This window comes from Streptomyces sp. NPDC028314, assembly GCF_055565795.1.
In genome coordinates this window covers 540,812-564,662 of record NZ_JBVHTP010000004.1, presented here as the reverse complement: position 1 = coordinate 564,662, position 23,851 = coordinate 540,812, and the positions used below count along the sequence as shown (strand labels likewise).

The following is a 23,851-nucleotide window of genomic DNA, read 5'->3' as shown; positions in this document are numbered from 1 at the left end:
TGTAGATGTCGCAATCCACACCGAACCCGGAGGCCCTCACCCATTTCAAGAACCCAGCACGCGTGTCACCAACGTCCCGGGACAACACACCTAGGACGCCTGGGCGGCGGCCGCCGTGCCTCTGACCTGGAGGCCTTCCAGCAGGTCCCGGGTCGCCTCGGCGATCGCGTCGACCGCGGCGGCGAACACCTCCTGGTTGTGCGCGGCCGGTGCCCGGAACCCGGACACCTTCCGTACGTACTGGAGGGCGGCGGCGCGGATCTCCTCCTCGGTGGCCTTCTCGGGGATGGCGGGCGGGCGCAGGGTCTTAATGGAGCGGCACATACCTCCACTATCCCGCTACCGGGGCAGCTCGGCCCCGGAAAGTTTCATGATCAGTCCGGCCTGCAGGCGCCCCCTCAGCACCGGGTCGGCGACCTCGTCGAGCAGCCCGATCGCCTGCGCCATCGACTCGGCGGCCCGCCGGTCGTCGCGCAGGGAGGCCGTCTGGCCGGCCATGTGCCTGAGGGCGATGTCGGCCCGGCGGTGGAAGAGCTGCCCGATGAGCGTGACGACGAGTCCCACCGAGCTGGTCACCACGCCGAGGTACAGGTCACCGCTGCTCTCCGCCTTCCACACCGCGAGCGCCACCCCGAGCAGCAGGACGGCCGCGCCGGCCCCGGCGAACCGCTGGCTGGTGACGAAGCTGCTCCGGGCCTGCGTCAGCCCGTAGGCGTAGTACTCGACGAGGATGGGCGTGAAGTCGTCATAGCGGTCGCCGAGTTGTGCGGGCTGCCCGGCCGGCCGCGACGGGGCCCAGCCGGTGTCCCCGTACTTGGGGTCCGCCACCGCGCCCCGGGGCCCGTCCTGCGACGGCGCGACCCGTGCGAGCAGCCGCTCCCGCTCGGCATCCCGCCTCCGCTCGAACGCCTTCCCCGCGGCCCGCTCCAGCGCGACGTACGCCGCGACGGCGACGAGCAGCCCGACCCCTCCGGCAATCCACTCCCCCATCCCCCGAGGTTCCCACGCCCCTCACGCCCCGCCAAGACACCGAACTCCGGCTCGTGCTCGCCGACTTGGATCAGCTCCCGTACCGGCACACCACGACCCACCCGCCACCGGGGATGGGAACACCGCTCTTCGCGCCGCAGCCGATCTTCTGCCACCTGGCGTCGATGATGTTGTAGTAATGCCCCCAGGTCTGGTAGCCGGGGCTGCCGGTGTCATGGTCGGGATCGGCGTCGTAGGCGGCCTTCTCCTCGGCCCACTGCCCCGTGGCCTGGCCCGGCGGATAGCCGGACATGTTCTCGGCGGCGTTTTCGATCGTGGCGTGGTGCAGCTCGCCGCCCTGGGTGGACGCCGGGTCGTCGGCCCAGGCCTGGGCCTCGGCGGCGAGCGCGCTGTCCCAGGCGAGCGGTGGCTGACCGGCCTGCTCGCGCACGCTGTTGGTCTCGGCGACGATGGCCTGCTGCTCGGCAGGACTGAGATCGGCGGGGAGCCCGGCGGAGACGCTCGCGGTGCCACCTGCCACCAGTACGCCCCCGCCCAGAAGCACTGCCGCGGCGACGGCCGTCACGCGGCGGGGTATGCAAGTGCGGATCTTCATTGCGACTCCCTGGTCGCACGAGAACGGGCGGCGCGAGGCAACCCTGTCCGGGAACGCCGGAAGCCTGGCGTACGACCAGCCCACGACCGGCCAGCCCACGACGGCCCCGAAAAACCCCGGCGGCAGCACGGCCGCCGCCGCTGGGTCCAGCCTATGGCCGGGCCGTCTACGCGGCGACCGGAGAACGGAGTTGACCCCACCGACCGCAGCCCGGCCCGCCGGCCACCCAGCACAGCAGGTCACCCAGCACATCCGGATGCAAAAGGCCCCCCGCCATGATCGGCGGGGGGCCTTCGTGCTGGTGGGCGCGGACGGTTTCGAACCGCCGACATCTGCTTTGTAAGAGCAGCGCTCTACCCCTGAGCTACGCACCCGTGGATGAGTGGACAGCCTACATGGAGGGCGCACCCCCGACGCAAACCCGTTCCCGTGGGAGAGAATGGAGCGGGGCATGGCGGACGCGGCACGGGAGAGGGATTGTGACGACGGCATCCCGGCGGTGGTTCGGCGGGCGGGACGAGAGTCGGCGGGCGGATGCACAGGCGGCGAAGGATGCCGCCGCGGCGGCGTTCTACGACCTGGACACGGCGCAGCGGGATCTGCGGATCTCGATCGAGACGATCGCGGCGGCGGACGGTTCGCCGGCCGCGCGGCAGGCGACCGAGGGGTTCGCCGCGCTCGGGCAGCGGATCGACCAGGTCAGTCACGTGTACATCGAGGCGGTGGACGCGCACGACCTGGACCGGGTCGAGTTGGAGGCCTCGGTCGCGACGCGGGCCGCGCAGCAGCTGACGCGGGCGCGGGACGAGCTGGTCCGGGTCAAGGGTGAGCTGGAGCGGTTCGCGCAGGGGCTGCAGCCGCTGCTGGACAAGGCCGAGACGCAGCTGGCGCGGGTCGCGCCGGCCCGGGAGCGGGCGAAGGCGGCGCTGCTGGCGGCGAGCGACGCGCTGGACGAGGTCCGCGGCAAGGGGATGCGGGCGGACGATCTGGCGGCGCGGCTGGCGGCGCTCGGGCCGGAGCTGACCAAGCTGAACCAGGGCGCGGCGCAGCACGGGGTCCAGGCGACGGTGCAGCGGGCGGACCGGATCCTGCGGGACGCGGAGGGGATACGGGCCGAGGCGGCCCGGCTGCCGGAGCGGGCGGCGGAGATCGACCGGCGGCTGGTGAGCCTGCGGACCCGGGCGCAGGCGCTGGGGAACCGGGCGGACCGGGTGGATCCGGTGCTCAGTGAGCTGCGGCGGCGGTTCTCGGCGGCGTGCTGGCAGGACCTCCAGCACGTGCCGGAGCAGGCGGTGCGGGAGGTCGCGCAGGCGGAGGAGCGGCTGCGGGAGGCCGGCCGGGCGCGGGACGAGCAGCGGTGGGCCGATGTGGCGGCGTTGATCGAGGCGGTCCGCGGCTCGCTGGACGCGACCGACGAGGCGGTGTCGGCGGCGCAGGACCGGCTGACGCGGCTGGAGGCGGTGGCGCGGGATCCGCAGGAGGAGGTGCGGCGGACGCGGTTCGCGATCCGGGACGCGCAGCGGCTGGCGATGGAGGGGCGCAGTGTGCCGGATCCGCGGCATGCGCGGCCGCTGGACGAGTCGGTGGCGCGGATGGACCGGGCGCTGGCGGGGCTGGAGGGGCGGCATCCGGACTACTGGCATTTCCTCCAGGAGCTGGAGGGGGTACGGGCCTCCGTGCACCGCGTCGTGAACGACATCCGGGAGCAGCGCGGGCACGGCTGAAGCCCCCGCTTGTCCCGGGAGGGGCGTCGGCGGATGCTGGGAGGTGCAGGACCGGAGCATAGGAGGGCGGTATGGCTGCCCACACATCCCACACTTCCCGCACTTCCCGCACTTCCCGCACTTCCCGCACGCCGCATGCGCCTCAGGTGCCGCCCGCGACCACACCGCATGCGGCCTACGGGTGCCATGAGGCCCACGAGTCTTATGCGCCTTACACGCCGCATGAGCCGATGGAGCTCCGCGCGCCACACGTTCCCTACGTGGTGCGGCGCGTCGTGCATCCCGTCACTGCCCGGCTCGACGAGCACCTGCCGGCCGATCACAAGCTCAGCAAGGTGTACCGGGTGGGGGCGGGGCTGACCGGGCTGCTGCTGATCGTTTTCGGGATCCTGGGGCTGATCGACCGGATCGGTTTCTTCGACACCGGCGGGGACCGGGTGCTCACGCTCAATACGAACGGAGCGCTGAGCGTCCTGTCGATCCTGGTGGGGCTGCTGCTGGTCTGGGGGATGGTCGTGGGCGGGAACTTCGCCTCGACGCTGAACATCGTGCTGGGGCTGCTGTTCATCGCGAGCGGGTTCGTGAATCTCGCCCTGCTGGACACCGGCCTGAACTTCCTGGCCTTCCACATCCCGAACGTGCTGTTCAGTTTTGTGGTGGGCGTGATGCTGATGTGGTTCGGGATGTACGGGCGGGTGGGCAGCGCCCTGCCGCACGACAATCCGTACTGGCGCGCCCGCCATCCCGAGCAGGCGGCTCTGGAGGAGCGGCAGCGGGCGCTGGCGAAGGGCAGCGGTCCGGTGGCCCGCTGACGACGCTCCCGGGACCCGGCGGGATACCGCAGTGCCCTCGCCCTGCGTAGCCTGTCCGTATGCCTCGTTACGAATACCGCTGCCGGACCTGCGAAGACACCTTCGAGGTCAGCCGGCCGATGGCCGAGTCCTCCGCCCCCGCCGACTGCCCGGCGGGGCACGCCGACACCGTCAAGCTGCTCTCCGCCGTCGCCGTGGCGGGTACGAGTTCCGCCCCCGCCCCGGCGGCCATGGGCGGCTGCTGCGGCGGAGGCGGCTGCGGCTGAGCCCCACCGGCCCACCGGCCCCGGCTGAGCCCCACGGCCCCGGCCGAGGCCCATCGCCCCGACCGGGCCCCACCGGCCCCGGCCGAGGAGCCCCGTGCGGGCCTGTCGGCCGCGGCCGGTCAGCCCCGCCGCGCCCCGCCCCGCCCCCTACCGCTTGCGCGACAGGGTCAGCCCGTCCGAGATCCCCAGCAGCACGGATTCCATCCGGGCGTCCGCCACCACGTGTTCGTTGAAGGCGCGGACGCCCGCCGCCGACCCCGTGGCCGACTCGTCGAGCACGGCTCCGTGGAACAGGGTGTTGTCGGTGACGATCAGGCCGCCCGGCCGCAGCCTGGGCACGAGCTCCTCCCAGTAGGTGATCTGGCTCTGCTTGTCGGCGTCCAGGTAGGCCATGTCGATGTGCGGCTCCTTCGGCATGGCGGCCAGCGTCTCGCGCGCCGGACCGATCCGCAGCTCGACGCGGTCGGCGACGCCCGCCGCCTCCCAGGCCTCGCGCCCGTACGCCGTCCACTCCTCCGACACGTCGCAAGCAATCAGCTTGCCGTCGGCGGGCAGCGCCTGCGCCATGGACAGCGAGGAGAAGCCGGTGAAGGTGCCCACCTCCACGATGTGCCGCGCGCCGGTCAGGCGGACCAGGAAGGCCAGCAGCGGCCCCTGCTCCTCCGCCGACTGCATCCCGGCCACGTCGGGGAACTTCTCGTACGTCGTCGCCACCAGCCCCCGCTGGACCTCGTCCAGCGGGGGGTTGTGGGCGAGCACGTACCGGTAGAGCTCGTCAGTGATCTTGGTGCTGTTGCCCTTGGTCATGCCCACAGTCTGCCGAGTCAGCGACCCGCCGCACCGGCCGCTCGCCCGATTGCCCGCACGATTTCCTCGCCCGCGAGCACGCCCGCCACGCTCAGCGCGGTCACCGACGGCGCGGTCCAGCCGACGTCGGCGAGCTCCCCGTGCCCCGGCCGCCACGCCCGGTCCGCCGCCAGCAGCAGGTCGGCGTCCAGCAGCGAGTCGCCGGCGGCCAGTGTGGAGGTGGCGCCCGTGCGGCGGGCCACCTCACGCATGGCGGCGCTCTTGGTCAGCGGACGCGGGACCGCGTAGATCTTGCGGCCCTGCAGGGACACCGTCCAGCCCCGCGCCTCCGCCCACTCCACCAGTGCCTTCAGCCACTCCTGCGGGACCAGTTCCCGCTCGACGACCAGGTACACGAAGAGGTCCTCGGCCACCCGGGCCTTGCGCAGCCACGCCGGGTCGGCCGTCGCCAGCAGGTGGGCGTGCACCTCCTCCAGCGGTGCGCACTCCTCGGCCAGCCGTCCGGCGACGTCCCGCCGCCAGTCCCGGTCCGGGACCCCGTCGACCAGCAGCTGACCGCCGTTGGCGCAGATCGCGTACTTGGCCGGGCGTCCGGGGAAGCGGATCCGCTGGTACTGCTTGCGCGTACGGGTCGTCGTCGGCACGAAGACGACGCCCGGATCGGCCGACAGCTCCGCCAGCAGCCCCGCCGCCGTCTCCGTCATGTACGACAGCGGCTTGTGCTCGTGCACCTCCACGCACAGCAGCCGGGGGGCCACCGGGTCGGGCATCGTCAGAGCGAGGGCGGCCGTCGAGTAGATGAGCGTACGGTCGAGATCACTGGCTACGAGGACAGTCACTTGGTGGCCACGGCCTTTCCGTCGGCGCCCGTGGCGCCGCGCGTGAAGCGGGGGTGGATGAGTCCCACGCACGTGTAGGGCAGCCCGTCCACCTCTTCGACGGGCACCCCCCGCTGCTCCGCGAGCAGGCGTACGTGGTCCAGGTCGGCCCCGGCACCGCGCTGGGCGAGGATCTTCCACGGCACGCGGCGCAGCAGTACCCGGGTGGTCTCGCCGACGCCGGGCTTGACCAGGTTCACGTCGTGGATGCCGTACTCCTCGCTGATGCGCTCCACGGCCGCCCAGCCCACCCAGGTGGGGGTCCGGTCGGCGGCGAGCAGCTCCTTGACCTCGTCGTCCACGGCATCGGCGACCTCGTCGAAGTGCGCGGCGACGGTGTCGACGAACTCGACGGAGACGTCGGCTCCGGCGAGCTCCCGGTAGAACTTCGCGCCGTGGAAGTCGGCGGGACCGACCAGGTCGGACCTGAGCACGGTACGCGAGACGAGTCCGGAGACGGTGGAGTTGAGGCAGGCGGAGGGGATCAGGAAGTCCTCGCGGGTGCCGTACGTGGGCACGCACGAGCCGGGGTCGGCGAGGACGACGATCTCCGGGTCGAAGCCCTCGAACTCCGCCAGGGCGGCGGCGAGCTCGCGCGTGATGGCGCCCTTGCCCGTCCAGCCGTCGACGAAGACGATGTCGGCGGGGTCGTGGTGGGCGGCGAGCCAGCGCAGCGCGTTGGCGTCGATGCCCCGGCCCCGCACGATGGACACGGCGTAGTGCGGCAGGTCCAGGCCGTACCGGGTCTGGGCCCAGCGGCGCATCAGCACGCCGACGGGGGTGCCGGCGCGGGCCAGGGAGACCAGCACCGGGGAGGGGGAGCGCTCCGCCAGGACGGTCTCGGTGACCGTGCCGACGGCGCGGGCTATTCGGGCCGCGGAGGCGTTCAGCGCGCTCTGGTAGAGCTGCTGGTACTCGGGGGACGGCTGGTACTCCACCGGCAGGGACTCGGCGTAGTGCGCGCCGCCCGCCTGGATGGCCTCTTCGCGTTCCTCGGTCGGGGCCTCCAGTTCCACGTCGGAGAAGTCCTGGAGGAGCCAGCCGACGTCCTCGGCGGCGTAGGAGGAGAAGGCGGGCCCGCGCAGGGGCTCGGTCATGGTCGGATCCTGCCGCTCTGACGACGAAGGGGGTACGTAGGACGGTACGACGGCCAGCACGACCCGGCCGGTGTGCGGGGCGAGCCTGGCCAGGAGCCCGTCGGGGGCGTGCAGGGCGGCGGTGTCCCCGTGGGAGTCGACCACGGCGACGACGGCGTCGAAGCCGGCGCCGTCCGCGTGGTGGACGTTGTAGGCGTAGCGGTCGCCGGGTCCGTCGGCCGGGTCGTCGTGGGCCGGGAACACCAGCCGGCTGCGGATGGCGTAGCCGGGGTCGTCGACGGCGAGCACGGGCGAGCGGGTGGTCGTGGAGAAGCGCACCTCGCCGACCGCCCCGGAGCGGGCTCCGTGCTCCTCCAGCGCCAGCGCGAGGCGCAGCGGCGCGTACATCAGCTCCTCGTTGCCGAGTACGAGGACCCGTGCGGGTCCCCCGTCACCGCAAGAGCCACCGGAAGCCTCGCCGCAAGCCCCGCCACCGGAAGCGCCTCCGGCCGCACCACGACCGGGTTCCGGCGCCAGCGCCTCGGCCAGCCGCCGGGCCATCGCGGGCAGGGCGGCCTCCAGGCGGGCCCGGTGCGCGGGGGTGAAGCCGTGGCGTCCGCCGTCGGGCACCCCGGCGGGCCAGTCCAGCTCGACCCGCCGGACCGGGGCGGCGGCCGGGGCCTCGGCGGGCGCGTAGGGGGCCTCGTACTCCTCGACCAGCTGCTGGCCCCTGGCCAGCACCCCCTCGGGGAGGCGGACCGTGCCGGAGGCGAGGGCGACGAGGTCGACCCGGGCCCCGAGCTCGGCGGCGAAGGCGTCGAGCCGTTCGCGGTCGGCCGGGGAGCGCATGTCCACGAGGGCGACCACGACGTAGTGCGGGCGGGGGTGGCGGGCGTGCAGGTCGCGGATGGTGTTCAGGACCGTGTTGCCGGTGGAGAACTCGTCGTCGACCAGGACCAGCGGCCCGCTGCCGGCGAGCAGCTCCGGGTCCTGCGGCAGCAGCAGGTGCGAGGTGGCGTGCGAGTGGGCCTCCTCGAACCCGCCGGCCGGCACGACGCCCGGCACGGGGCGGCGGGTGGAGTGCAGGTAGGGGGCGAGCCCGAGGCCGTCGGCGACGCTGTGGCCGAGACCCGTGGCGGTCTCGGCGTATCCGAGGACCACCGCGCGGGCGGCCGCTTCGTCGCCGAGCAGCTCCCTGACGCGCTCCCCGAGCCCGTGGCCGGCGGCGTGGACGACCGCCGGGGACTGCGGGACGTGCTTGCCCAGCACCTGCGAGACCAGCAGGTGGGCCCGCTTGGGGTTGCGCCGCAGGGCGAGCCCGAGCAGGTCCTCCAGCCGCGGCGCTCCCGGCGAGCGGCGGTCCGCGCCCTGCTCCAGGCTGACGCCCAGCCGGTCCGCGACCCAGGTTCCCGACCACACCTCTTCGATCGTCTTCCCTCTCTCGTCAAGAAAATTGTCGGTCGTCACGGCCGGTCTCACACCTGGAGCCCGGCCGTGAGCAGGTCGACGAAGCCGACCTCTTCCCTCGCCACGCCGAAGACCTCGGCGCGCAGCATGGTGCGCTCGGCCCAGGCCCGGTGGGGCTTCACCTCGTTCATTTTGTTCGTATAGGCGGAACGCATCACTCCGCCGCCGCCGCGCTCGGGGCGCAGGATGTCCTGGGCGTCGCTGAACTCCTCGTGGGAGACCACCGACAGGGCGTGTACGGGCGTCACGTGGGCGGGGTGGATGCAGGTCTTGCCCAGCAGGCCGTTGGCCCGGTCCAGCTCGATCTCCCGCAGCAGGCCGTCCAGGTCGTGCTCGATGAGCGCGGTGCGCAGTTCCTCCACCCCCTCCTCCAGGAAGGGGCTGCGGCGCAGCTGCGGCTTGAAGAGGCGCTGCTGGCTGCGGAAGTACTCCCAGACGGGACCGGTGACGGTGAAGCCGGTGCCGTCGGCGCGGCTGAGCACGTTCACCACGTCGGCGATGACGCCCGCGACGATCTGGACGTCGTAGGCGGTCATGTCGGGGGTGCGGCGCAGCCCGTACGCGGAGCAGAAGTCGGTGACGCCCAGGCGCAGCGCGAGGACGTGCTCGCGGTAGCGGTTGACCGTGCGGGAGATGCCGGCGAGCGCCTCGACGCGGGTTTCGAGGTGCAGGAGCTCGGGGGTCTCCAGGACGGGCATGGCGTACAGGCGGGGCAGGCCGCTGCGGGCCTCGGCGTCGGCCACGGCGTCGAGAAAGGCGGTTCCGCGTGTTTCGCTGAATTTGGGCAGTACGAATCCGGCCAGATGCCGTGCCGTGCCGCCGAGCCGCTTCACCAGGTCGGGGATCTGCTCGGGCGTGCGGACGCGGATGAAGAGCAGCGGGTGCTCCTCGGGGTCCGCGTCGAGGGTCTCGAACTGGCGGACGAGGTTGCCCTCGCCGGCCACGACCTCGGCGTCGCCGATGGAATCCTCCAGGCAGAGGACCATGGAGACGACTCCGCGGCCGGCCTGCTTGCGGATGTCGGCGGCCAGGTGCGGCCGGGTGGCCGGGCTGTAGAGGGTGGCTCCGAGCGCGGCCGCGAGCGTGCGGGAGGGGGAGGCGGCGGTGAACTCGGCCGGCTCCTGGTGGAAGAGGTCCTTGCGGACCGTGGGCGAAATATGCCCGAAGTGACGCATGTGCTTCCCCCGTACTGCCTCGGCGGCCCAACTGGCGTGGCCGGTAATAGTACGTACGAATGAGATTCAAGAGTTCCTCAAGCACATGAAATCCAGGTAACCCTCTTGCACCATGCCCAGCTCTTGCGTTCGCGACAAGGCCTCACGGGGGGCCGCATTGTCCAGGTCATGTCCGGGAGGGCAGGATGACCGCCATGACGCACGCGATGCAGAAGGGCTCGAACATCCCGGTGGCCGCCGTGGCGGTCCGGGCGGTGCTGCGCTGGACCACCGGCCCCGAGGTGCCGGACGTGGACGCCTCCGCGCTGCTCGTGGGGGCGGACGGGCGCGTGCGCTCGGACGAGGACTTCGTGTTCTACAACCAGCCCCGGCACCCCTCGGGAGCGGTGTGGCGGCTCGGCAAGAAACAGCTCGGCGACGGGATCACCGACGCCGTGCAGGCGGATCTGCGCGCCGTGACCCCGGCCGTGGACCGGATCCTGGTGGTGGCCTCCGCCGAGGACGTGCCCTTCCAGCGGGTCCGGGACCTGCGGATCCTGTTGTACGACGCCACCGCGACCGGCGGCTCCGAACCGCTGGCCTACTTCGACGTACGCCCCGAAACCGGCGCCGAGACGGCGCTCATCTGCGGCGAGCTCTACCGCCGGGGAGAAGGCTGGAAGTTCCGCGCGCTCGGCGAAGGCTATTCGGACGGCCTGGTGGGGCTGGCGACCGACCACGGGATCTCGGTGGACGAGAACGCCCAGGAGGCCGCCGCGAGCCCCTCGACCGGCCCCACCGCCGAGCAGACGGCCGCCATGCGCCCGCCGACCCCGCCCCCGGCGCCGCCGACGCAGGCCCCGCCGGCCGTCCAGCCGGCCTACGGGTACCCGCAGCCGGTGTCCCCGGCCCCGGTGCCGGGTCCGGGCGGCGACCCGACGTTCCGGCTGCCGGTGCAGGGTCCGCAGTTCATCCGCCGCTGACCCCGCCGACCCCGGCCCGGCCGGCCGCTCGGGCAGGCTCCCGGGCGGCCGCTCGGGCAGCCGCCCCGGCGGCCCCGGGGGCACCCACCGGGGCTCCGGTCAGGCCTTGGTGCTCTTGTAGCCCCGTCCCCACTGGAGCCCCCACCCGTACAACCGGTCCAGCTCGGCCTGGAATCCGTACACGAACTTCACCTCGCGGCGCACGACCAGTTCGCCCTTGACGTTCTCCAGGGAGACCACCGCGCAGGAGCGGGCCTGCGGGTGCCGCTCCTCCAGGGGGATCTCGATCCGCGGGCCGGTGATCGGGTAGAGGGTGACCAGGGCGTGCGTCCGGTCGAAGGCCGGGGTCTGGTCGTAGATGTAGACGAAGACGAGCAGCCGCTTGATCTCCTCGGCGTGGTCGAGATTGACGAAGATCGTCTCGCCGGAGGGCGCACCGAACCTGTCGTCTCCGCTGAGCTTCACGTACGGCGGGCTGTTGATGTCCCCGTGCAGGTTCCCCAGGGGCTGGACCACGCCCCGGGTGCCGTCGGCGAGCTCGTAGAGGCAGCCGATGTCGAGGTCGACGTTGACCATGCCCTGGGTGTGCGCCTGCACGATGTCGGGCTTGAACAGTTTGAACGGGTGGCGGAAGAGCTGGCCGCTCTGGCCGGAGCGGCCGCCTATGTCGGAGGTCCGCATCCGCCAGGAGAGGTTCACGCGCAGATTGCCGTGGACCGCCTGCTGTTTGGTCAGCGACACCGTCGGATGTCGTTTGGTCAGCTCGATCGCGTTGGACGAGGCGTTGCCCGAGTCGAACCGCATGGCCCGGGCGCCCCTGATGCCGTCGAAGAATCCGTCGAAGAATCCCATGTCCCCCCTGCCCCCTGTTTCCCCTCGCGTACGGAAGCGGGGCGGCCCGCCGGGTCCGTGGACCCGCCCGGCCGCCCCGCAGATGGAGCGTTCCGCATTAACGCCGAGGTCATGCCTCGGCGGCTGATCCCTCCAGCTCCATGCGCTTGTTGCGGCGCACGGAGGACCAGAAGGACCAGGCGATCAGGATGACGCCGACGAGGCCGGTGATGACCTCGTTGATCTCGTACTGGATGGTGACGAGCAGGATCACGGCGAGCGCGCCGATGGCGTAGTGCGCGCCGTGCTCCAGGTACACGTAGTCGTCGAGGGTGCCCTGGCGGACCAGGTAGACCGTCAGCGAACGGACGTACATGGCACCGATGCCGAGGCCGAGGGCCATGAGCACGATGTCGTTGGTGATGGCGAAGGCGCCGATGACCCCGTCGAAGGAGAAGGAGGCGTCGAGGACTTCGAGGTAGAGGAACATGAAGAACGCGGCCTTGCCGGCCATGGCGACGGCCGTGACGGGCTTGCCGCTCCGCTTGGCCTCTTCCTCAGCCTCGTGCTCGGCCTCCTCCTCTTCCTCCAGCTTGTTCTCGAAGTAGCCGGAGAGGCCGCCGACCACCATGTAGGTGATCAGGCCGAGGATGCCGGAGACCAGGACGGTCTGCGCCTTGTCCACGTGGACGCCGCCGTGCTGGTGGGCGTTGGCGGCGAAGGTCATCGAGGTGATGACCAGGACGATCAGCGCGATGCACGCCGACAGCATGTCGATCTTGCCGAGCTTGGCCAGCGGACGCTCCAGCCAGGCGAGCCACTTGATGTCGCGGTCCTCGAAGATGAAGTCGAGGAAGATCATCAGCAGGAACATGCCGCCGAAGGCGGCGATGGACGGGTGGGCGTCCGTGACCAGCTGCTGGTACATGTCCTTGTCGTTCATGGCCAGATCGACTGCGTCGATGGGCCCGATCTTGGCACTGATCGCGACGATGACGACGGGGAAGACCAGTCGCATGCCGAAGACCGCGATGAGCACACCGACCGTGAGGAAGATCTTCTGCCAGAAGGCATTCATCTTCTTCAGGATTCCGGCGTTGACCACCGCATTGTCGAAGGACAGCGAGATCTCGAGGATGGACAGGATCGCGACGATCCCGAAGGCCTCCCACCCCCCGTAGAGCACCGCTGCGACCAGTCCGAGCGCAGTGATTGCGAACGACCAGCCGAAGGTTTTGAGAACCACTGGCATCCCATCGTCTTGTACGGCTTTACGAAACGTTGACCCCGAAGTCTAGAGCGATGCCCCGCAGCCCCGACGCGTACCCCTGCCCCACCGCACGGAACTTCCATTCGCCGCCGTACCGATAGACCTCGCCGAAGATCATCGCGGTCTCGCTGGAAGCGTCCTCGGTGAGGTCGTAGCGGGCCAGCTCCTGCCCGTCCGCCTGGTTGACGACGCGGATGAAGGCGTTGCTGACCTGGCCGAAGCTCTGGCGCCGGGCCTCCGCCTCGTGGATCGACACCGGGAAGACGATCTTGTCGACCTGGGCCGGCACTTTGCTGAGGTCGATGATGATCGACTCGTCGTCACCGTCACCCTCGCCGGTGAGGTTGTCCCCGGTGTGTTCGACGGAGCCGTCGGGGCTCTTCAGGTTGTTGTAGAAGACGAAGTACTCGTCCCCGAGAACCCGGCCACTGTTGCACAGCAGCGCGCTGGCATCCAGGTCGAAGTCGGCTCCCGTGGTCGAGCGCGCGTCCCATCCGAGGCCGATCAGAACCCGGGTGAGGTTCGGTGCGGCCTTGGACAGGGAGACATTGCCCCCCTTGGCGAGTGTGACGCCCATGTTGTGTCCTCCCCGGACGACGTGGTGATGGTGGTGCCGGTGGCACAAGCCGGTCCGGCGCCGTACACACAGTGCACGGCGCCGGACAGGATGCGGCTGCCAGGGGCAGCTGTCGAGCTCAGGCTCAGACGTTGACGCCGAAGTCCTGCGCGATGCCGCGCAGGCCCGAGGCGTAACCCTGGCCGATGGCGCGGAACTTCCACTCCGCGCCGTTGCGGTACAGCTCGCCGAAGACCATGGCGGTCTCGGTCGACGCGTCCTCGGAGAGGTCGTAGCGGGCGAGCTCGCTGTTGTCGGCCTGGTTCACGACGCGGATGTACGCGTTGCGGACCTGGCCGAAGCTCTGCTGACGGCTCTCGGCCTCGTAGATCGAGACGGGGAAGACGATCTTGGCCACGTCGCCGGGGACGCCGGCGAGGTTCACCTTGATCGCCTCGTCGTCGCCCTCGCCCTCACCGGTGGTGTTGTCACCGGTGTGCTCGACCGAGCCGTCCGGGCTCTTCAGGTTGTTGAAGAACACGAAGTTCGAGTCGTTGGCGACCTTGCCCTGGTCGTTGGTCAGGATCGCGCTGGCGTCGAGGTCGAAGTCGACACCGGTGGTGGTGCGAGCATCCCAGCCCAGACCGACGATGACCGCCGTCAGGTTAGGCGCGGCCTTGGTCAGCGAGACGTTGCCGCCCTTGCTGAGGCTGACTCCCACGGGTCCTCCATTGGTTTCTGTGTGGGGCGGTGCCCCGTCGTGCAGGGGGCCCTCCCAGCGGTGGCTGGGGGAGCTATCGGATCAACGTTCCGATCCTAGTGACGGGTTCCCGCCTGTAGCTGATTTTCGTCCGGAACCGTGCCCGCAATCCAGGGGCGGGAACCTCAGAGGCTGTCGAGGGCCTTGATGTACTCGTTCAGGTCACGCGCGTCGGGCAGGCCGTTGACGACGGTCCAGCGCACGATGCCGTCCTTGTCGATGATGAAGGTGCCGCGGACCGCGCAGCCCTTCGCCTCGTCGAAGACCCCGTAGGCGCGGGAGGTCTCACCGTGCGGCCAGAAGTCCGACAGCAGCGGGTAGTCCAGGTTCTCCTGCTCGCCGAAGACCCGCAGGGTCGGCACCGAGTCGTTGGAGACGGCCAGCAGCTGCACGTCGTCGTTCTGGAAGCGGGGCAGCTGGTCGCGCAGCTCGCACAGCTCGCCGGTGCAGACGCCGGTGAAGGCGAAGGGGTAGAAGAGGAGCACCACGGCCTTCTCGCCCCGGAAGTCGGAGAGCCGCACGGTGGCGCCGTGGTTGTCCTTGAGCTCGAAGTCCGGTGCCTTGCTGCCGACCTCGATCGCCATCTGTCGCATCCCTTCGTTCCTGCATTCCTGCGTGGGTCTGTTCGGGTGGGGCCAGCCTATGGGGTGCCCGGCCGGTGGGGCCGGGCGGTGCGGGTCCGTAACGCGCACACCCCGCCGACCGGGGTCGATTCCGGTCGGCGGGGTGTGTGTCCGCTTGGCTGCGGGTTACGGCTCAGCGCTTGGCCTTGGCGGCCTTCGGCGTCACCAGCTTGGTGGAGGTCCACTCCTTGCCGACGGGCAGGCCCTTGGCAAGCGAGAGGCCGGCCGTCTCGGCTGCCTCGCTGATGTCGCTGGCCTCGACGTAGCCGTCACGGCCCGTCTTGGGGGTCAGCAGCAGGATCAGTGCGCCGTCCTCGACCAGCTCGGTCGCATCGACCAGGGCGTCCGTCAGATCGCCGTCCTCGTCGCGGAACCACAACAGCACCGCGTCGGCGACGTCGTCGTAGTCCTCGTCGGCGAGCTCGCTGACGAGCTTCTCGACGCCGTCACGGAACTCCTGATCGACGTCGTCGTCGTAGCCGATCTCCTGGACCACCTGTTCGGACTGGAAACCCAGCCGGGCGGCCAGGCTCTCCGCGTGGTCCGCGGTCGCGCTCACGGGGTGCCTCCTGCTCATGTTCGGTGAATGTCTTTCGGCGGCGCGCGTACGCGCAGCATTGGGCGTAGTCCACACGGGCGCGGCGGATCGCGCAAGTACCCGGCCGCCGAGACCGTCGAAACGGTGACGATTGCGGCCGTCTCGCCGCAACTTTCAGCCTTCCCGCGCGCACCTCTCGTGATTCATCCCACACCATTCCAACTCATTCGGCATCATCGGCGACGCTTACCGACTTTCCTACCTGTTTGAGGGACGAACGCCCTTACGAACCGGCTGATCGACTTGGGCGTAAGGTTGCGATTTGGCTGCACCCGCTCGCCGTCCCCTCTTCCCGCTCCACTCGCGGTGCCCGGAGTTTCCAGGGGTTACCCAGTGGTAGAGGTGAAGATTTCGGCCGAGCGTAAGACCATGGGAGGCGGCGACCCAAGGCACGACTCCCCCGACAGCGAAGGAACAGCGTGGCTTCCGCATCCGATCGCAATCCGATCATTATTGGCGGCCTGCCGAGTCAGGTCCCGGACTTCGATCCGGAGGAGACGCAGGAGTGGCTCGACTCTCTGGACGCGGCCGTCGACGAGCGGGGCCGTGAACGCGCCCGCTACCTCATGCTGCGGCTGATCGAGCGGGCCCGCGAGAAGCGCGTGGCCGTGCCCGAGATGCGCAGCACGGACTACGTCAACACGATCGCCACCAAGGACGAGCCGTTCTTCCCCGGAAACGAGGAGATCGAGCGCAAGGTCCTGAACGCCACCCGGTGGAACGCGGCCGTCATGGTCTCGCGCGCCCAGCGTCCCGGGATCGGCGTCGGCGGTCACATCGCGACCTTCGCTTCCTCCGCCTCCCTCTACGACGTGGGCTTCAACCACTTCTTCCGGGGCAAGGACGAGGGGGACGGCGGCGACCAGATCTTCTTCCAGGGCCACGCCTCCCCCGGCATCTACGCCCGCGCCTACCTCCTGGACCGGCTCTCCGAGCAGCAGCTCGACGCGTTCCGGCAGGAGAAGTCGAAGGCTCCGTACGGCCTTTCCAGCTACCCGCACCCGCGGCTGATGCCGGACTTCTGGGAGTTCCCGACCGTCTCGATGGGCCTCGGCCCGCTCGGTGCGATCTACCAGGCCCGGATGAACCGGTACATGCAGGCGCGCGGGATCGCGGACACCTCCAAGTCCCACGTATGGGCGTATCTCGGTGACGGCGAGATGGACGAGCCGGAGTCGCTCGGCCAGCTGTCCATCGCCGCCCGCGAGGGCCTGGACAACCTGACCTTCGTCGTCAACTGCAACCTGCAGCGCCTCGACGGCCCGGTGCGCGGCAACGGCAAGATCATCCAGGAGCTGGAGTCGATCTTCCGCGGGGCCGGCTGGAACGTCATCAAGCTGATCTGGGACCGCTCCTGGGACCCGCTGCTGGCCCAGGACCGCGACGGCATCCTGGTCAACAAGATGAACTCCACGCCGGACGGGCAGTTCCAGACGTACGCCACCGAGTCGGGCGGGTACATCCGCGAGCACTTCTTCGGCGGCGACCAGCGGCTGCGCGCGATGGTCGAGAACATGAGCGACCAGCAGATCCAGCACCTGGGCCGCGGCGGCCACGACCACAAGAAGGTCTACGCGGCGTACGCGGCGGCCAAGGCCCACAAGGGCCAGCCGACCGTGATCCTGGCGCAGACGGTCAAGGGCTGGACGCTCGGCCCGAACTTCGAGGGCCGCAACGCCACGCACCAGATGAAGAAGCTGACGGTCGACGACCTCAAGCGCTTCCGCGACCGCCTGCACATCCCGATCACCGACGCGCAGCTGGAGAGCGGCGCCCCGCCGTACTACCACCCGGGCCGCAATTCGCCCGAGATCCAGTACATGCACGACCAGCGCAGCGCGCACGGCGGCTACGTGCCGACCCGCGTGGTGCGCGCGAAGCCGCTCCAGCTGCCCGACGACTCGGCGTACGCGGGGGCCAAGAAGGGCTCGGGGCAGCAGTCGATCGCCACCACCATGGCCTTCGTCCGCATCCTCAAGGACCTGATGCGGGACAAGGAGATCGGCAGGCGCTTCGTGCTGATCGCGCCGGACGAGTACCGCACCTTCGGCATGGACGCGTTCTTCCCGAGCGCCAAGATCTACAACCCGCTGGGCCAGCAGTACGAGGCGGTCGACCGCGAGCTGCTGCTCGCGTACAAGGAGTCCCCGACCGGCCAGATGCTGCACGACGGCATCTCGGAGGCCGGCTGCACGGCTTCGCTGATCGCGGCGGGTTCGGCGTACGCCACGCACGGCGAGCCGTTGATCCCGGTGTACGTCTTCTACTCGATGTTCGGTTTCCAGCGCACCGGTGACCAGTTCTGGCAGATGGCCGACCAGCTGGCGCGCGGTTTCGTCCTCGGCGCGACCGCGGGCCGGACCACCCTCACGGGTGAGGGCCTCCAGCACGCCGACGGTCACTCCCAGCTGCTGGCGTCGACGAACCCGGGCTGTGTGGCGTACGACCCGGCGTACGGCTACGAGATCGCGCACATCGTCAAGGACGGTCTGCGGCGGATGTACGGGCCGCAGGCCGAGGACGTCTTCTACTACCTGACGGTCTACAACGAGCCGATCCAGCACCCGGCCGAGCCGGCGGACGTCGACGTGGACGGCATCCTCAAGGGCATCCACCGGGTGTCCCAGGGCGCCGAGGGCAGCATCGGGGCGCAGATCATGGCCTCGGGCGTGGCGGTGCCGTGGGCCCTGGAGGCGCAGCGGATCCTGGCCTCGGAGTGGAACGTCAGGGCGGACGTCTGGTCGGCGACCTCCTGGAACGAGCTGCGCCGCGAGGCCGTCGAGGTGGAGGAGCACAACCTGCTCCACCCGGAGGAGGAGCAGCGCGTCCCGTACGTGACGCGGAAGCTGTCGGGTTCCGAGGGGCCGTTCGTGGCGGTCTCGGACTGGATGCGTTCCGTGCCGGACCAGATCTCGCGCTGGGTGCCCGGCCCGTACACCTCGCTGGGCGCGGACGGCTTCGGCTTCGCGGACACGCGTGGTGCGGCGCGGCGGTTCTTCCACATCGACGCGCAGTCGGTGGTCCTGTCGGTGCTGACGGAGCTGGCCAAGGCGGGGAAGATCGACCGCTCGGTGCTGAAGCAGGCGATCGACCGCTACCAGCTGCTGGACGTGACCGCGGCCGATCCGGGTGCCGCGGGCGGCGACGCGTAGGGGCGTAGGAGTCATCCTTTGGTGGGGGCGCCGGGACACCTGTCCCAGCGCCCCTTACCCGTTCTTTACGATGCTCCGCATGAAGGAAGCCTCCCGGCAGCTGCGGTGGGAGCGGCGGACTCAGACCCCGCTGCTCGTGCTCGCCCTGGCGTTCGCCGTCGCCTACACCGTGCCGATCGTCGCGCCCGACGCGGATCCGGCCGTGCACCGGGCCTGCACGCACGCGGAGTGGGTGGTGTGGGCCGCCTTCGCCGCCGACTACCTCGTGCGGCTGGCGCTGTCGCAGGCACGGACCGCCTTCGTGCGGAGCCACTGGCTGGACCTGGCGGCGGTGCTGCTGCCGATGATCCAGCCGCTGCGGCTGCTGCGGGTGGTGTCCACCCTGATGCTGGTGGGCCGGCGGGCCCGGATGGCTCCGCAGATCCGGCTGACCACGTACGTGGCGGGCGCGGTGGTGGGGCTGCTGATGTTCGGCTCGCTGGCGGTGCTGAGCGTGGAGCGCGACGCCCCCGGCGGCAACATCCGCAATCTCGGGGACGCCCTGTGGTGGTCGGTGACCACCATGACCACGGTCGGGTACGGGGACCACTCCCCCACCACCGGGCTCGGCCGGCTGCTGGCGGTCGGGCTGATGCTGTCCGGGATCGCGCTGCTGGGTGTGGTCACCGCCAACATCGCGGCCTGGTTCATCTCACGCTTCGAGCGCGACGACCAGGTGGAGCGGGCCCAGACCGCCGCGATCGCGGAGCTGACGGCGGAGGTACGAAGCCTGCGCGCCGAGGTGGCCCGGCTGGGGGGCCCGGGGTCCCCGGCGGGGCCGACCGCGCCGGGCGCGGGGGCCGACGTACCCGGCCAGGCGCCCGACGCGGCCCCGGCGCCGCTCGGGGCTACCTCTCCCACACCTTGAACGCCCTGACCTGGTAGGGCGAGGCGGGCAGGTAGACCCCGTCGCCCGGGTAGGTCTGGAACTCTCCCGTCTCCGCGCACTCGGCCGACTGGTACGTGGTCACCGGACGGCCGACCCGGTTGGCGAGCGACTGGGCGCTGGTCCCGGCGGGCAGGGCGGTACAGCTGTTGATGCTGACGGTGCTGAGCTCGTGGACCTGCTTGGTGCCCTTGAAGTCCGGCTTAGCCCACAGGCACAGCTGTCCTGTGGCGCAGGCTCCGATCGGCGGCGGCCCGGCGGCGTGTGCGGTGGTGGCCGTGCCCGGGATCAGGGCGGTGGCGGCGAGGGCGACGGCGGCCAGGAGGGTGCTGGGGTTCGCGGGGAAACACGTACGCATGACGGGTCAACTCCTTGTGGACGCGGGGGCCCCGGACCGTTTCCGGGGCTCCGACGGCACCAAGCTGACCTGCGAGAACGGCCCGGCGGAAGGGGGTGGGGGCGGGTCCACCCGGATAGGCGACAGCCCCGCCGGAACCGTCCGGCGGGGCTGTCGTGCCTGCGGAGTTGACGCCTGCGCGGGGCTTCGGGGGCGGGCTCAGACGTGGGCCGCGCCCGCGCCCGCGGCGGCGTTCTCCCCGCGCTTGGTGAAGCCGGCCACGATGGCGGCGAGGACCGCGACCGCGCCCGCGACGGTGAACGCGGTGCTCATGCCGGAGACGAACGTGTCGTGGGCGACCCGGGCGATGGTCTGGCCGATCTCGGTCGGGGCGCCCTCGGGGACCGGCGCGATGCCGACCTGGACCCCCTTCTGGGCGAGGTCGAGCTGCTCGGGGGCGAGCGCCGGGAGTCCGGCCCCGGTCCAGTTGTCCCCGAACGAGCCACTGACGGTGCTGGCCATGACCGCGCCGAGGACGGCGGTGCCGAGGCTGCCGCCGACCTGCATGGCGGCCTGCTGGAGTCCGCCGGCCACGCCGGAGAGCTCCAGCGGGGCGTTGCCGACGATGACCTCGGTGGCGCCGACCATGACGGGCGCGAGGCCGAGGCCCAGGAGCGCGAACCAGAGGGACATGGTGAGGGTGCCGGTGCCCGGGGTGAGCTGTGCCATCCCGAAGCACGCGGCGGCGGTGGCGACCATGCCGGCGACGAGCGGGACGCGCGGGCCGACCTTCGTGATGGCGGCGCCGGCCAGCGGCGAGCCGATGATCATCATGCCGGTGAGCGGCAGCAGGTGCAGGCCGCTGTCGACCGGGCTCATGCCGTGCACGTTCTGCAGGTAGAAGGTGACGAAGAAGAGACCGCCCATGAAGGCGAAGGCCATCAGGACCATGAGCACGGTGCCGGCCGACAGGGGGAGCGAGCGGAACATGCCGAGCGGGATCAGCGGCTCGGAGACCTTGCTCTCCCAGAGGGCGAAGACCACGAACAGGACCGCGGAAGCGCCCAGGAAGAGCAGGGTCTTCGCATCGCCCCAGCCCCACTCCGCCGCCTTGATCAGGGCCCAGATCAGCGAGAACATCGCGCCGGACAACAGCAGTACGCCCAGCACGTCGAAGGAGCGCGGGGCGTTCTCGGCCCGGTGGTCGAGCAGGATGAACAGGCCGAAGCCGAGCGCGAGGATGCCGACGGGCACGTTGATGAAGAAGACGGACTGCCAGCTGACGTGCTCGACGAGCAGGCCGCCGACGATGGGCCCGGCGGCGGTCGAGGCGCCGATGACCATGCCCCAGATGCCGATGGCCATGTTGAGCTTCTCGGCGGGGAAGGTGGCGCGCAGCAGGCCGAGCGCGGCGGGCATCAGCAGGGCGCCGAAGAGGCCCTGGGCGACGCGGAAGCCGATGACGAGCTCGACGCCGGAGGACATGCCGATGGCGGCGGAGGAGAGCGCGAAGCCGGCGATGCCGATGAGGAAGGTCTGGCGGTGTCCGAAGCGGTCGCCGAGCTTGCCGGCGGTGATCAGGGAGACCGCGAGGGCGAGCAGGTAGCCGTTGGTGATCCACTGCACCTCGGCGAGCGTGGCGCCGAGGTCCTTTTGGATGGCGGGGTTGGCGACGGCCACGATCGTGCCGTCGAGGGTGACCATCATGACGCCGATCGCCACGGCGAAGAGGGTCAGCCAGGGATGGCCGCGCAGTCCGGTGCGGGCCGGTATCGGGCCTGGTTCCTTGGTGGGCACCTGATCGTTGACGGTGATCTGACGAGTCATGCGAACAGGCTAGTGACAGTCGCTGACACTTCACAGACGGCTCAGCAGGACGGCCACTGTCAGGTCCGTCACAGGTACCCTGACCGCTCACTCAGCGTCAGAAAAGGAACCCACGGTGATGACCGACTTGCGGCCCGCGCCGGCCGCCCCGGCGGCGGGGCTGCGCGAGCGCAAGAAACAGCGCACCCGCGACGCCCTGCTGCGCGCCGCCCTGCTGCTCTTCATCTCCCAGGGCTACGAGCACACGACCGTCGACGAGATCACCGACGCCGTGAACGTCTCCCAGCGCACGTTCTTCCGCTACTTCGCCAACAAGGAAGAGGTCGCCTTCGCCGTCCAGGACCTCGTCGAGTCGCACTTCGTCGCCGAACTGCGCGCCCGCCCGGCCGCCGAGGGGCCGCTGGAGGCCATGCGCAACGCGGTGCTCGCGGCGTGGGACACCGTCGAGGAGGCCATCTCCGAGGTGGTCCCGGTCGACCTCTACATGCGCGGCTACCAGCTCATCGAGTCCACCCCGGCCCTGCTCGCGGTCCACCTGCGGCGCTCGGCCGAGCTGGAGGAGGAGATCTCCCGGCTGATCGCCGACCGGGAGGGCCTGGACCTGGACGCCGATCCGCGGCCCCGGGTGGCCGTCGCCGCGTTCTCCGGTGTGATGCGGGTCACCGGGCGGCTGTGGGGGCAGGGCCAGGACACCAGCGTGGCCGCCATCCGGCGGATGACCGAGGCGTACCTGGACCAGATCGGCCCGGCACTGGCCGCGGACTGGCGCTGAATCCGGGTACGGAGCTCCCCGCGCCGGGTGTTGGCGTACGGGCTCCGAGCGCGGGGCCGGAGCGCGCGGTGTGACACGGTCGGCGGTGACCCCTGTCACCCGGCGCGCCACTGGCTCAAGTGGTCTCCTAGGCTGGCTCCAGTGAACCTGCCCGGCTCCGCCCATCACCTCGCCGGCGCCCCCGAGCGCCCCGCCGCCCTGCACACCCTGTTCGTGCTGGCGGTCGTCCTCGTCATGCTGGTGACCACCGGCTGGACGGCCGTGCACCGCCCCGAAGCCGGGGTCTCGGCACGGTCCGCCGCGCTCTCGGCGTGGGCAGTGGCCCGGATGGACGGCCGGCCACTGCCGCCGGCCGACGCTCCCGTCCGCACGGTGGCCCGCTTCTTCAGCACCCTCGACGGCGCCCAGCGGGCCCGGCTCGCGGACGGCTACCCGCTCGTCGTCGGAAACCTCGACGGGGTCCCCGCCGCCACCCGCTACCGGGCCAACCAGCGCGGCCTGGAGCAGGCCCGGGTCGCCGAGGAGGCCCGCGGCCGCGATGTCGCGCTGACCCCGGCCGACCGCTCGGAGGCCACCCGGCGCTCCCACCGCTTCGAGTCCCTCGCGGAGCCGGGCCGGCAGATCCTCACCTTCGACCCCACCGGCGACGGTCTCGTCGCCGAGGTCTTCGGCGACCTCGACCGGGCCCGCCGGGTCTCGGTGATCGTGCCCGGCGTCGACACCGACGCGCTCACCTTCGAGCGCACCCAGCGCCGCCTCACCGCCCCCGTCGGCATGGCGCAGTCCCTGTACGAGGCCGAGCGCACGGCCGCTCCCGACAGCCGGACCGCGGTCATCGCCTGGGCCGGCTACACCGCGCCCACCGGGGTCGGCGTGGACGCCGCCACCGGCCGGCTGGCGGTGGAGGGCGCCGCACGGCTGGGGTCGCTGACCGCGGCCCTGCCCGGGGACGCCAGCGTGGCGCTGTTCTGCCACAGCTACGGGTCGGTGGTCTGCGGGGTCGCCGCGCACCACCTGCCGGCGCGGGTGACCGACCTGGTGGTGGCGGGCAGCCCCGGGATGCGCGCTTCGAGCGCCGCCGACCTGAAGACGTCGGCGCGGGTGTGGGCGATGCGCGACCCCGGGGACTGGATCGCGGACGTACCGCACCTGGAGGTGGGCGGACTGGGCCACGGGGCGGATCCGGTGTCCCGGGAGTTCGGCGCGCGGCTGCTGTCCTCGGCCGGCGCGCGGAGCCACACCGGCTATTTCGAGCCAGGCACGGCGTCCTTGGACAACTTCGCGAAGATCGGAACCGGCACGTTCGGTTCCGTTGTGTGCGCGACCGGCGCCGATGCCTGTGGACGCGGAATTTCCGGTCCGACCGGGGACTGACGGGGGCTGACGCGTGTAGCGGTTCCGGAAAACGGTCCCGTCGGCAAGGGGGACGGGCAGGGGCCCGTCCCTTT

At 71.1% G+C, this 23,851-nt stretch carries 23 protein-coding genes and 1 tRNA gene; 8 read left to right on the top strand and 16 right to left on the bottom strand.

Going from position 1 to position 23,851, the window contains the following annotated elements; translation table 11 throughout:
• Positions 1-90: 90 nt before the first annotated feature.
• From ACZ4TG_RS13490 to ACZ4TG_RS13475, 4 genes are all read right to left on the bottom strand, one after another.
• On the bottom strand, positions 91-324 hold the full coding sequence (locus tag ACZ4TG_RS13490) for a DUF2277 domain-containing protein (RefSeq protein WP_468162095.1): 234 nt from the start codon (positions 322-324) through the stop codon (positions 91-93).
• Positions 325-339: 15 nt separating this feature from the next.
• Positions 340-990, bottom strand: a complete 651-nt coding sequence (locus ACZ4TG_RS13485) for a TRADD-N-associated membrane domain-containing protein (RefSeq protein ID WP_468162094.1) — start codon at positions 988-990, stop codon at positions 340-342.
• Between the two features lie 70 nt (positions 991-1,060).
• Complete coding sequence (locus ACZ4TG_RS13480) at positions 1,061-1,585, bottom strand: CAP domain-containing protein (protein WP_468162093.1); 525 nt, start codon at positions 1,583-1,585, stop codon at positions 1,061-1,063.
• A 299-nt stretch (positions 1,586-1,884) separates the two neighbouring features.
• Positions 1,885-1,959 (bottom strand) — tRNA-Val (locus tag ACZ4TG_RS13475).
• Between the two features lie 105 nt (positions 1,960-2,064).
• On the opposite strand from ACZ4TG_RS13475, the gene ACZ4TG_RS13470 reads away from it, so the two are divergent.
• The 3 genes from ACZ4TG_RS13470 (at position 2,065) to ACZ4TG_RS13460 (ending at position 4,387) form a co-directional block, all read left to right on the top strand.
• Positions 2,065-3,309 carry a hypothetical protein gene (locus ACZ4TG_RS13470; protein WP_468162092.1) on the top strand — a complete coding sequence of 415 codons (1,245 nt, stop codon included), beginning with the start codon at positions 2,065-2,067 and terminating at the stop codon, positions 3,307-3,309.
• A gap of 230 nt (positions 3,310-3,539) precedes the next feature.
• Positions 3,540-4,121: a DUF4383 domain-containing protein gene (locus ACZ4TG_RS13465; RefSeq protein ID WP_468162091.1), complete on the top strand. Its 582-nt coding sequence runs from the start codon at positions 3,540-3,542 to the stop codon at positions 4,119-4,121.
• Positions 4,122-4,180: 59 nt separating this feature from the next.
• Positions 4,181-4,387 (top strand): FmdB family zinc ribbon protein, encoded by a 207-nt coding sequence (locus ACZ4TG_RS13460; protein WP_468162090.1) that lies wholly within the window; start codon positions 4,181-4,183, stop codon positions 4,385-4,387.
• Positions 4,388-4,534: 147 nt separating this feature from the next.
• Here ACZ4TG_RS13460 and ACZ4TG_RS13455 read toward each other — a convergent pair whose 3' ends face one another.
• Genes ACZ4TG_RS13455 through ACZ4TG_RS13440 form a run of 4 tightly spaced genes read right to left on the bottom strand, consistent with a single transcriptional unit; the run spans position 4,535 to position 9,790 of the window.
• The gene (locus tag ACZ4TG_RS13455) at positions 4,535-5,194 is read right to left on the bottom strand and encodes an O-methyltransferase (RefSeq protein ID WP_468162089.1); all 660 of its coding nucleotides are present in this window, start codon (positions 5,192-5,194) and stop codon (positions 4,535-4,537) included.
• Between the two features lie 17 nt (positions 5,195-5,211).
• Positions 5,212-6,033 carry an HAD family hydrolase gene (locus ACZ4TG_RS13450; RefSeq protein ID WP_468162088.1) on the bottom strand — a complete coding sequence of 274 codons (822 nt, stop codon included), beginning with the start codon at positions 6,031-6,033 and terminating at the stop codon, positions 5,212-5,214.
• Positions 6,030-8,615, bottom strand: a complete 2,586-nt coding sequence (locus tag ACZ4TG_RS13445) for a phosphoribosyltransferase (protein WP_468162086.1) — start codon at positions 8,613-8,615, stop codon at positions 6,030-6,032. The genes ACZ4TG_RS13450 and ACZ4TG_RS13445 overlap by 4 nt, the downstream gene beginning before the upstream one ends.
• Before the next feature lie 8 nt (positions 8,616-8,623).
• Entirely contained in the window at positions 8,624-9,790 is a 1,167-nt protein-coding gene (locus ACZ4TG_RS13440; protein WP_468162085.1) for an HpcH/HpaI aldolase/citrate lyase family protein, read from the bottom strand.
• 194 nt (positions 9,791-9,984) lie between these two features.
• On the opposite strand from ACZ4TG_RS13440, the gene ACZ4TG_RS13435 reads away from it, so the two are divergent.
• Positions 9,985-10,752, top strand: a complete 768-nt coding sequence (locus ACZ4TG_RS13435; RefSeq protein ID WP_468162124.1) for a TerD family protein — start codon at positions 9,985-9,987, stop codon at positions 10,750-10,752.
• A gap of 99 nt (positions 10,753-10,851) precedes the next feature.
• On the opposite strand, the gene ACZ4TG_RS13430 is transcribed toward ACZ4TG_RS13435, so the two are convergent.
• The 6 genes from ACZ4TG_RS13430 to ACZ4TG_RS13405 form a co-directional block, all read right to left on the bottom strand.
• On the bottom strand, positions 10,852-11,604 hold the full coding sequence (locus tag ACZ4TG_RS13430) for a TerD family protein (protein ID WP_468162084.1): 753 nt from the start codon (positions 11,602-11,604) through the stop codon (positions 10,852-10,854).
• Positions 11,605-11,713: 109 nt separating this feature from the next.
• Positions 11,714-12,829 (bottom strand): DUF475 domain-containing protein, encoded by a 1,116-nt coding sequence (locus tag ACZ4TG_RS13425; protein ID WP_468162083.1) that lies wholly within the window; start codon positions 12,827-12,829, stop codon positions 11,714-11,716.
• A gap of 25 nt (positions 12,830-12,854) precedes the next feature.
• Positions 12,855-13,430 carry a TerD family protein gene (locus tag ACZ4TG_RS13420; protein WP_468162082.1) on the bottom strand — a complete coding sequence of 192 codons (576 nt, stop codon included), beginning with the start codon at positions 13,428-13,430 and terminating at the stop codon, positions 12,855-12,857.
• 124 nt (positions 13,431-13,554) lie between these two features.
• Positions 13,555-14,130, bottom strand: a complete 576-nt coding sequence (locus ACZ4TG_RS13415; protein WP_030869027.1) for a TerD family protein — start codon at positions 14,128-14,130, stop codon at positions 13,555-13,557.
• A gap of 164 nt (positions 14,131-14,294) precedes the next feature.
• The gene (locus ACZ4TG_RS13410; protein ID WP_468162123.1) at positions 14,295-14,753 is read right to left on the bottom strand and encodes a peroxiredoxin; all 459 of its coding nucleotides are present in this window, start codon (positions 14,751-14,753) and stop codon (positions 14,295-14,297) included.
• A gap of 172 nt (positions 14,754-14,925) precedes the next feature.
• Complete coding sequence (locus tag ACZ4TG_RS13405) at positions 14,926-15,351, bottom strand: DUF3052 domain-containing protein (protein WP_371678684.1); 426 nt, start codon at positions 15,349-15,351, stop codon at positions 14,926-14,928.
• A gap of 458 nt (positions 15,352-15,809) precedes the next feature.
• Here ACZ4TG_RS13405 and aceE point away from each other — a divergent pair, with 458 nt between their 5' ends.
• Both aceE and ACZ4TG_RS13395 read left to right on the top strand, forming a co-directional pair.
• Entirely contained in the window at positions 15,810-18,542 is a 2,733-nt protein-coding gene (gene aceE, locus ACZ4TG_RS13400) for a pyruvate dehydrogenase (acetyl-transferring), homodimeric type (protein ID WP_468162081.1), read from the top strand.
• Between the two features lie 79 nt (positions 18,543-18,621).
• Complete coding sequence (locus tag ACZ4TG_RS13395) at positions 18,622-19,449, top strand: potassium channel family protein (protein ID WP_468162080.1); 828 nt, start codon at positions 18,622-18,624, stop codon at positions 19,447-19,449.
• Here the strand turns inward: ACZ4TG_RS13395 and ACZ4TG_RS13390 are convergent.
• Both ACZ4TG_RS13390 and ACZ4TG_RS13385 read right to left on the bottom strand, forming a co-directional pair.
• Positions 19,430-19,825 (bottom strand): peptidase inhibitor family I36 protein, encoded by a 396-nt coding sequence (locus ACZ4TG_RS13390; RefSeq protein ID WP_468162079.1) that lies wholly within the window; start codon positions 19,823-19,825, stop codon positions 19,430-19,432. The two genes, ACZ4TG_RS13395 and ACZ4TG_RS13390, sit on opposite strands and share 20 nt — an antisense overlap.
• Before the next feature lie 198 nt (positions 19,826-20,023).
• Positions 20,024-21,631, bottom strand: a complete 1,608-nt coding sequence (locus ACZ4TG_RS13385; RefSeq protein ID WP_468162078.1) for an MFS transporter — start codon at positions 21,629-21,631, stop codon at positions 20,024-20,026.
• A gap of 118 nt (positions 21,632-21,749) precedes the next feature.
• Between ACZ4TG_RS13385 and ACZ4TG_RS13380 the strand changes: the two genes are divergently transcribed.
• Complete coding sequence (locus ACZ4TG_RS13380) at positions 21,750-22,403, top strand: TetR/AcrR family transcriptional regulator (RefSeq protein ID WP_468162077.1); 654 nt, start codon at positions 21,750-21,752, stop codon at positions 22,401-22,403.
• A 234-nt stretch (positions 22,404-22,637) separates the two neighbouring features.
• Positions 22,638-23,777 carry an alpha/beta hydrolase gene (locus tag ACZ4TG_RS13375; protein ID WP_468162122.1) on the top strand — a complete coding sequence of 380 codons (1,140 nt, stop codon included), beginning with the start codon at positions 22,638-22,640 and terminating at the stop codon, positions 23,775-23,777.
• Positions 23,778-23,851 lie beyond the last annotated feature (74 nt).

Coding starts and splice junctions, on each gene's coding strand:
- ACZ4TG_RS13440 (WP_468162085.1), bottom strand. CDS start 9,790: ATGCGTCACTTCGGGCATATTTCGCCCACGGTCCGCAAGGACCTCTTC.
- ACZ4TG_RS13490 (WP_468162095.1), bottom strand. CDS start 324: ATGTGCCGCTCCATTAAGACCCTGCGCCCGCCCGCCATCCCCGAGAAG.
- ACZ4TG_RS13420 (WP_468162082.1), bottom strand. CDS start 13,430: ATGGGCGTCACACTCGCCAAGGGGGGCAATGTCTCCCTGTCCAAGGCC.
- ACZ4TG_RS13385 (WP_468162078.1), bottom strand. CDS start 21,631: ATGACTCGTCAGATCACCGTCAACGATCAGGTGCCCACCAAGGAACCA.
- ACZ4TG_RS13390 (WP_468162079.1), bottom strand. CDS start 19,825: ATGCGTACGTGTTTCCCCGCGAACCCCAGCACCCTCCTGGCCGCCGTC.
- ACZ4TG_RS13435 (WP_468162124.1), top strand. CDS start 9,985: ATGACGCACGCGATGCAGAAGGGCTCGAACATCCCGGTGGCCGCCGTG.
- ACZ4TG_RS13485 (WP_468162094.1), bottom strand. CDS start 990: ATGGGGGAGTGGATTGCCGGAGGGGTCGGGCTGCTCGTCGCCGTCGCG.
- ACZ4TG_RS13465 (WP_468162091.1), top strand. CDS start 3,540: ATGGAGCTCCGCGCGCCACACGTTCCCTACGTGGTGCGGCGCGTCGTG.
- ACZ4TG_RS13480 (WP_468162093.1), bottom strand. CDS start 1,585: ATGAAGATCCGCACTTGCATACCCCGCCGCGTGACGGCCGTCGCCGCG.
- ACZ4TG_RS13375 (WP_468162122.1), top strand. CDS start 22,638: ATGCTGGTGACCACCGGCTGGACGGCCGTGCACCGCCCCGAAGCCGGG.
- ACZ4TG_RS13395 (WP_468162080.1), top strand. CDS start 18,622: ATGAAGGAAGCCTCCCGGCAGCTGCGGTGGGAGCGGCGGACTCAGACC.
- ACZ4TG_RS13430 (WP_468162084.1), bottom strand. CDS start 11,604: ATGGGATTCTTCGACGGATTCTTCGACGGCATCAGGGGCGCCCGGGCC.
- ACZ4TG_RS13380 (WP_468162077.1), top strand. CDS start 21,750: ATGACCGACTTGCGGCCCGCGCCGGCCGCCCCGGCGGCGGGGCTGCGC.
- ACZ4TG_RS13455 (WP_468162089.1), bottom strand. CDS start 5,194: ATGACCAAGGGCAACAGCACCAAGATCACTGACGAGCTCTACCGGTAC.
- ACZ4TG_RS13410 (WP_468162123.1), bottom strand. CDS start 14,753: ATGGCGATCGAGGTCGGCAGCAAGGCACCGGACTTCGAGCTCAAGGAC.
- ACZ4TG_RS13460 (WP_468162090.1), top strand. CDS start 4,181: ATGCCTCGTTACGAATACCGCTGCCGGACCTGCGAAGACACCTTCGAG.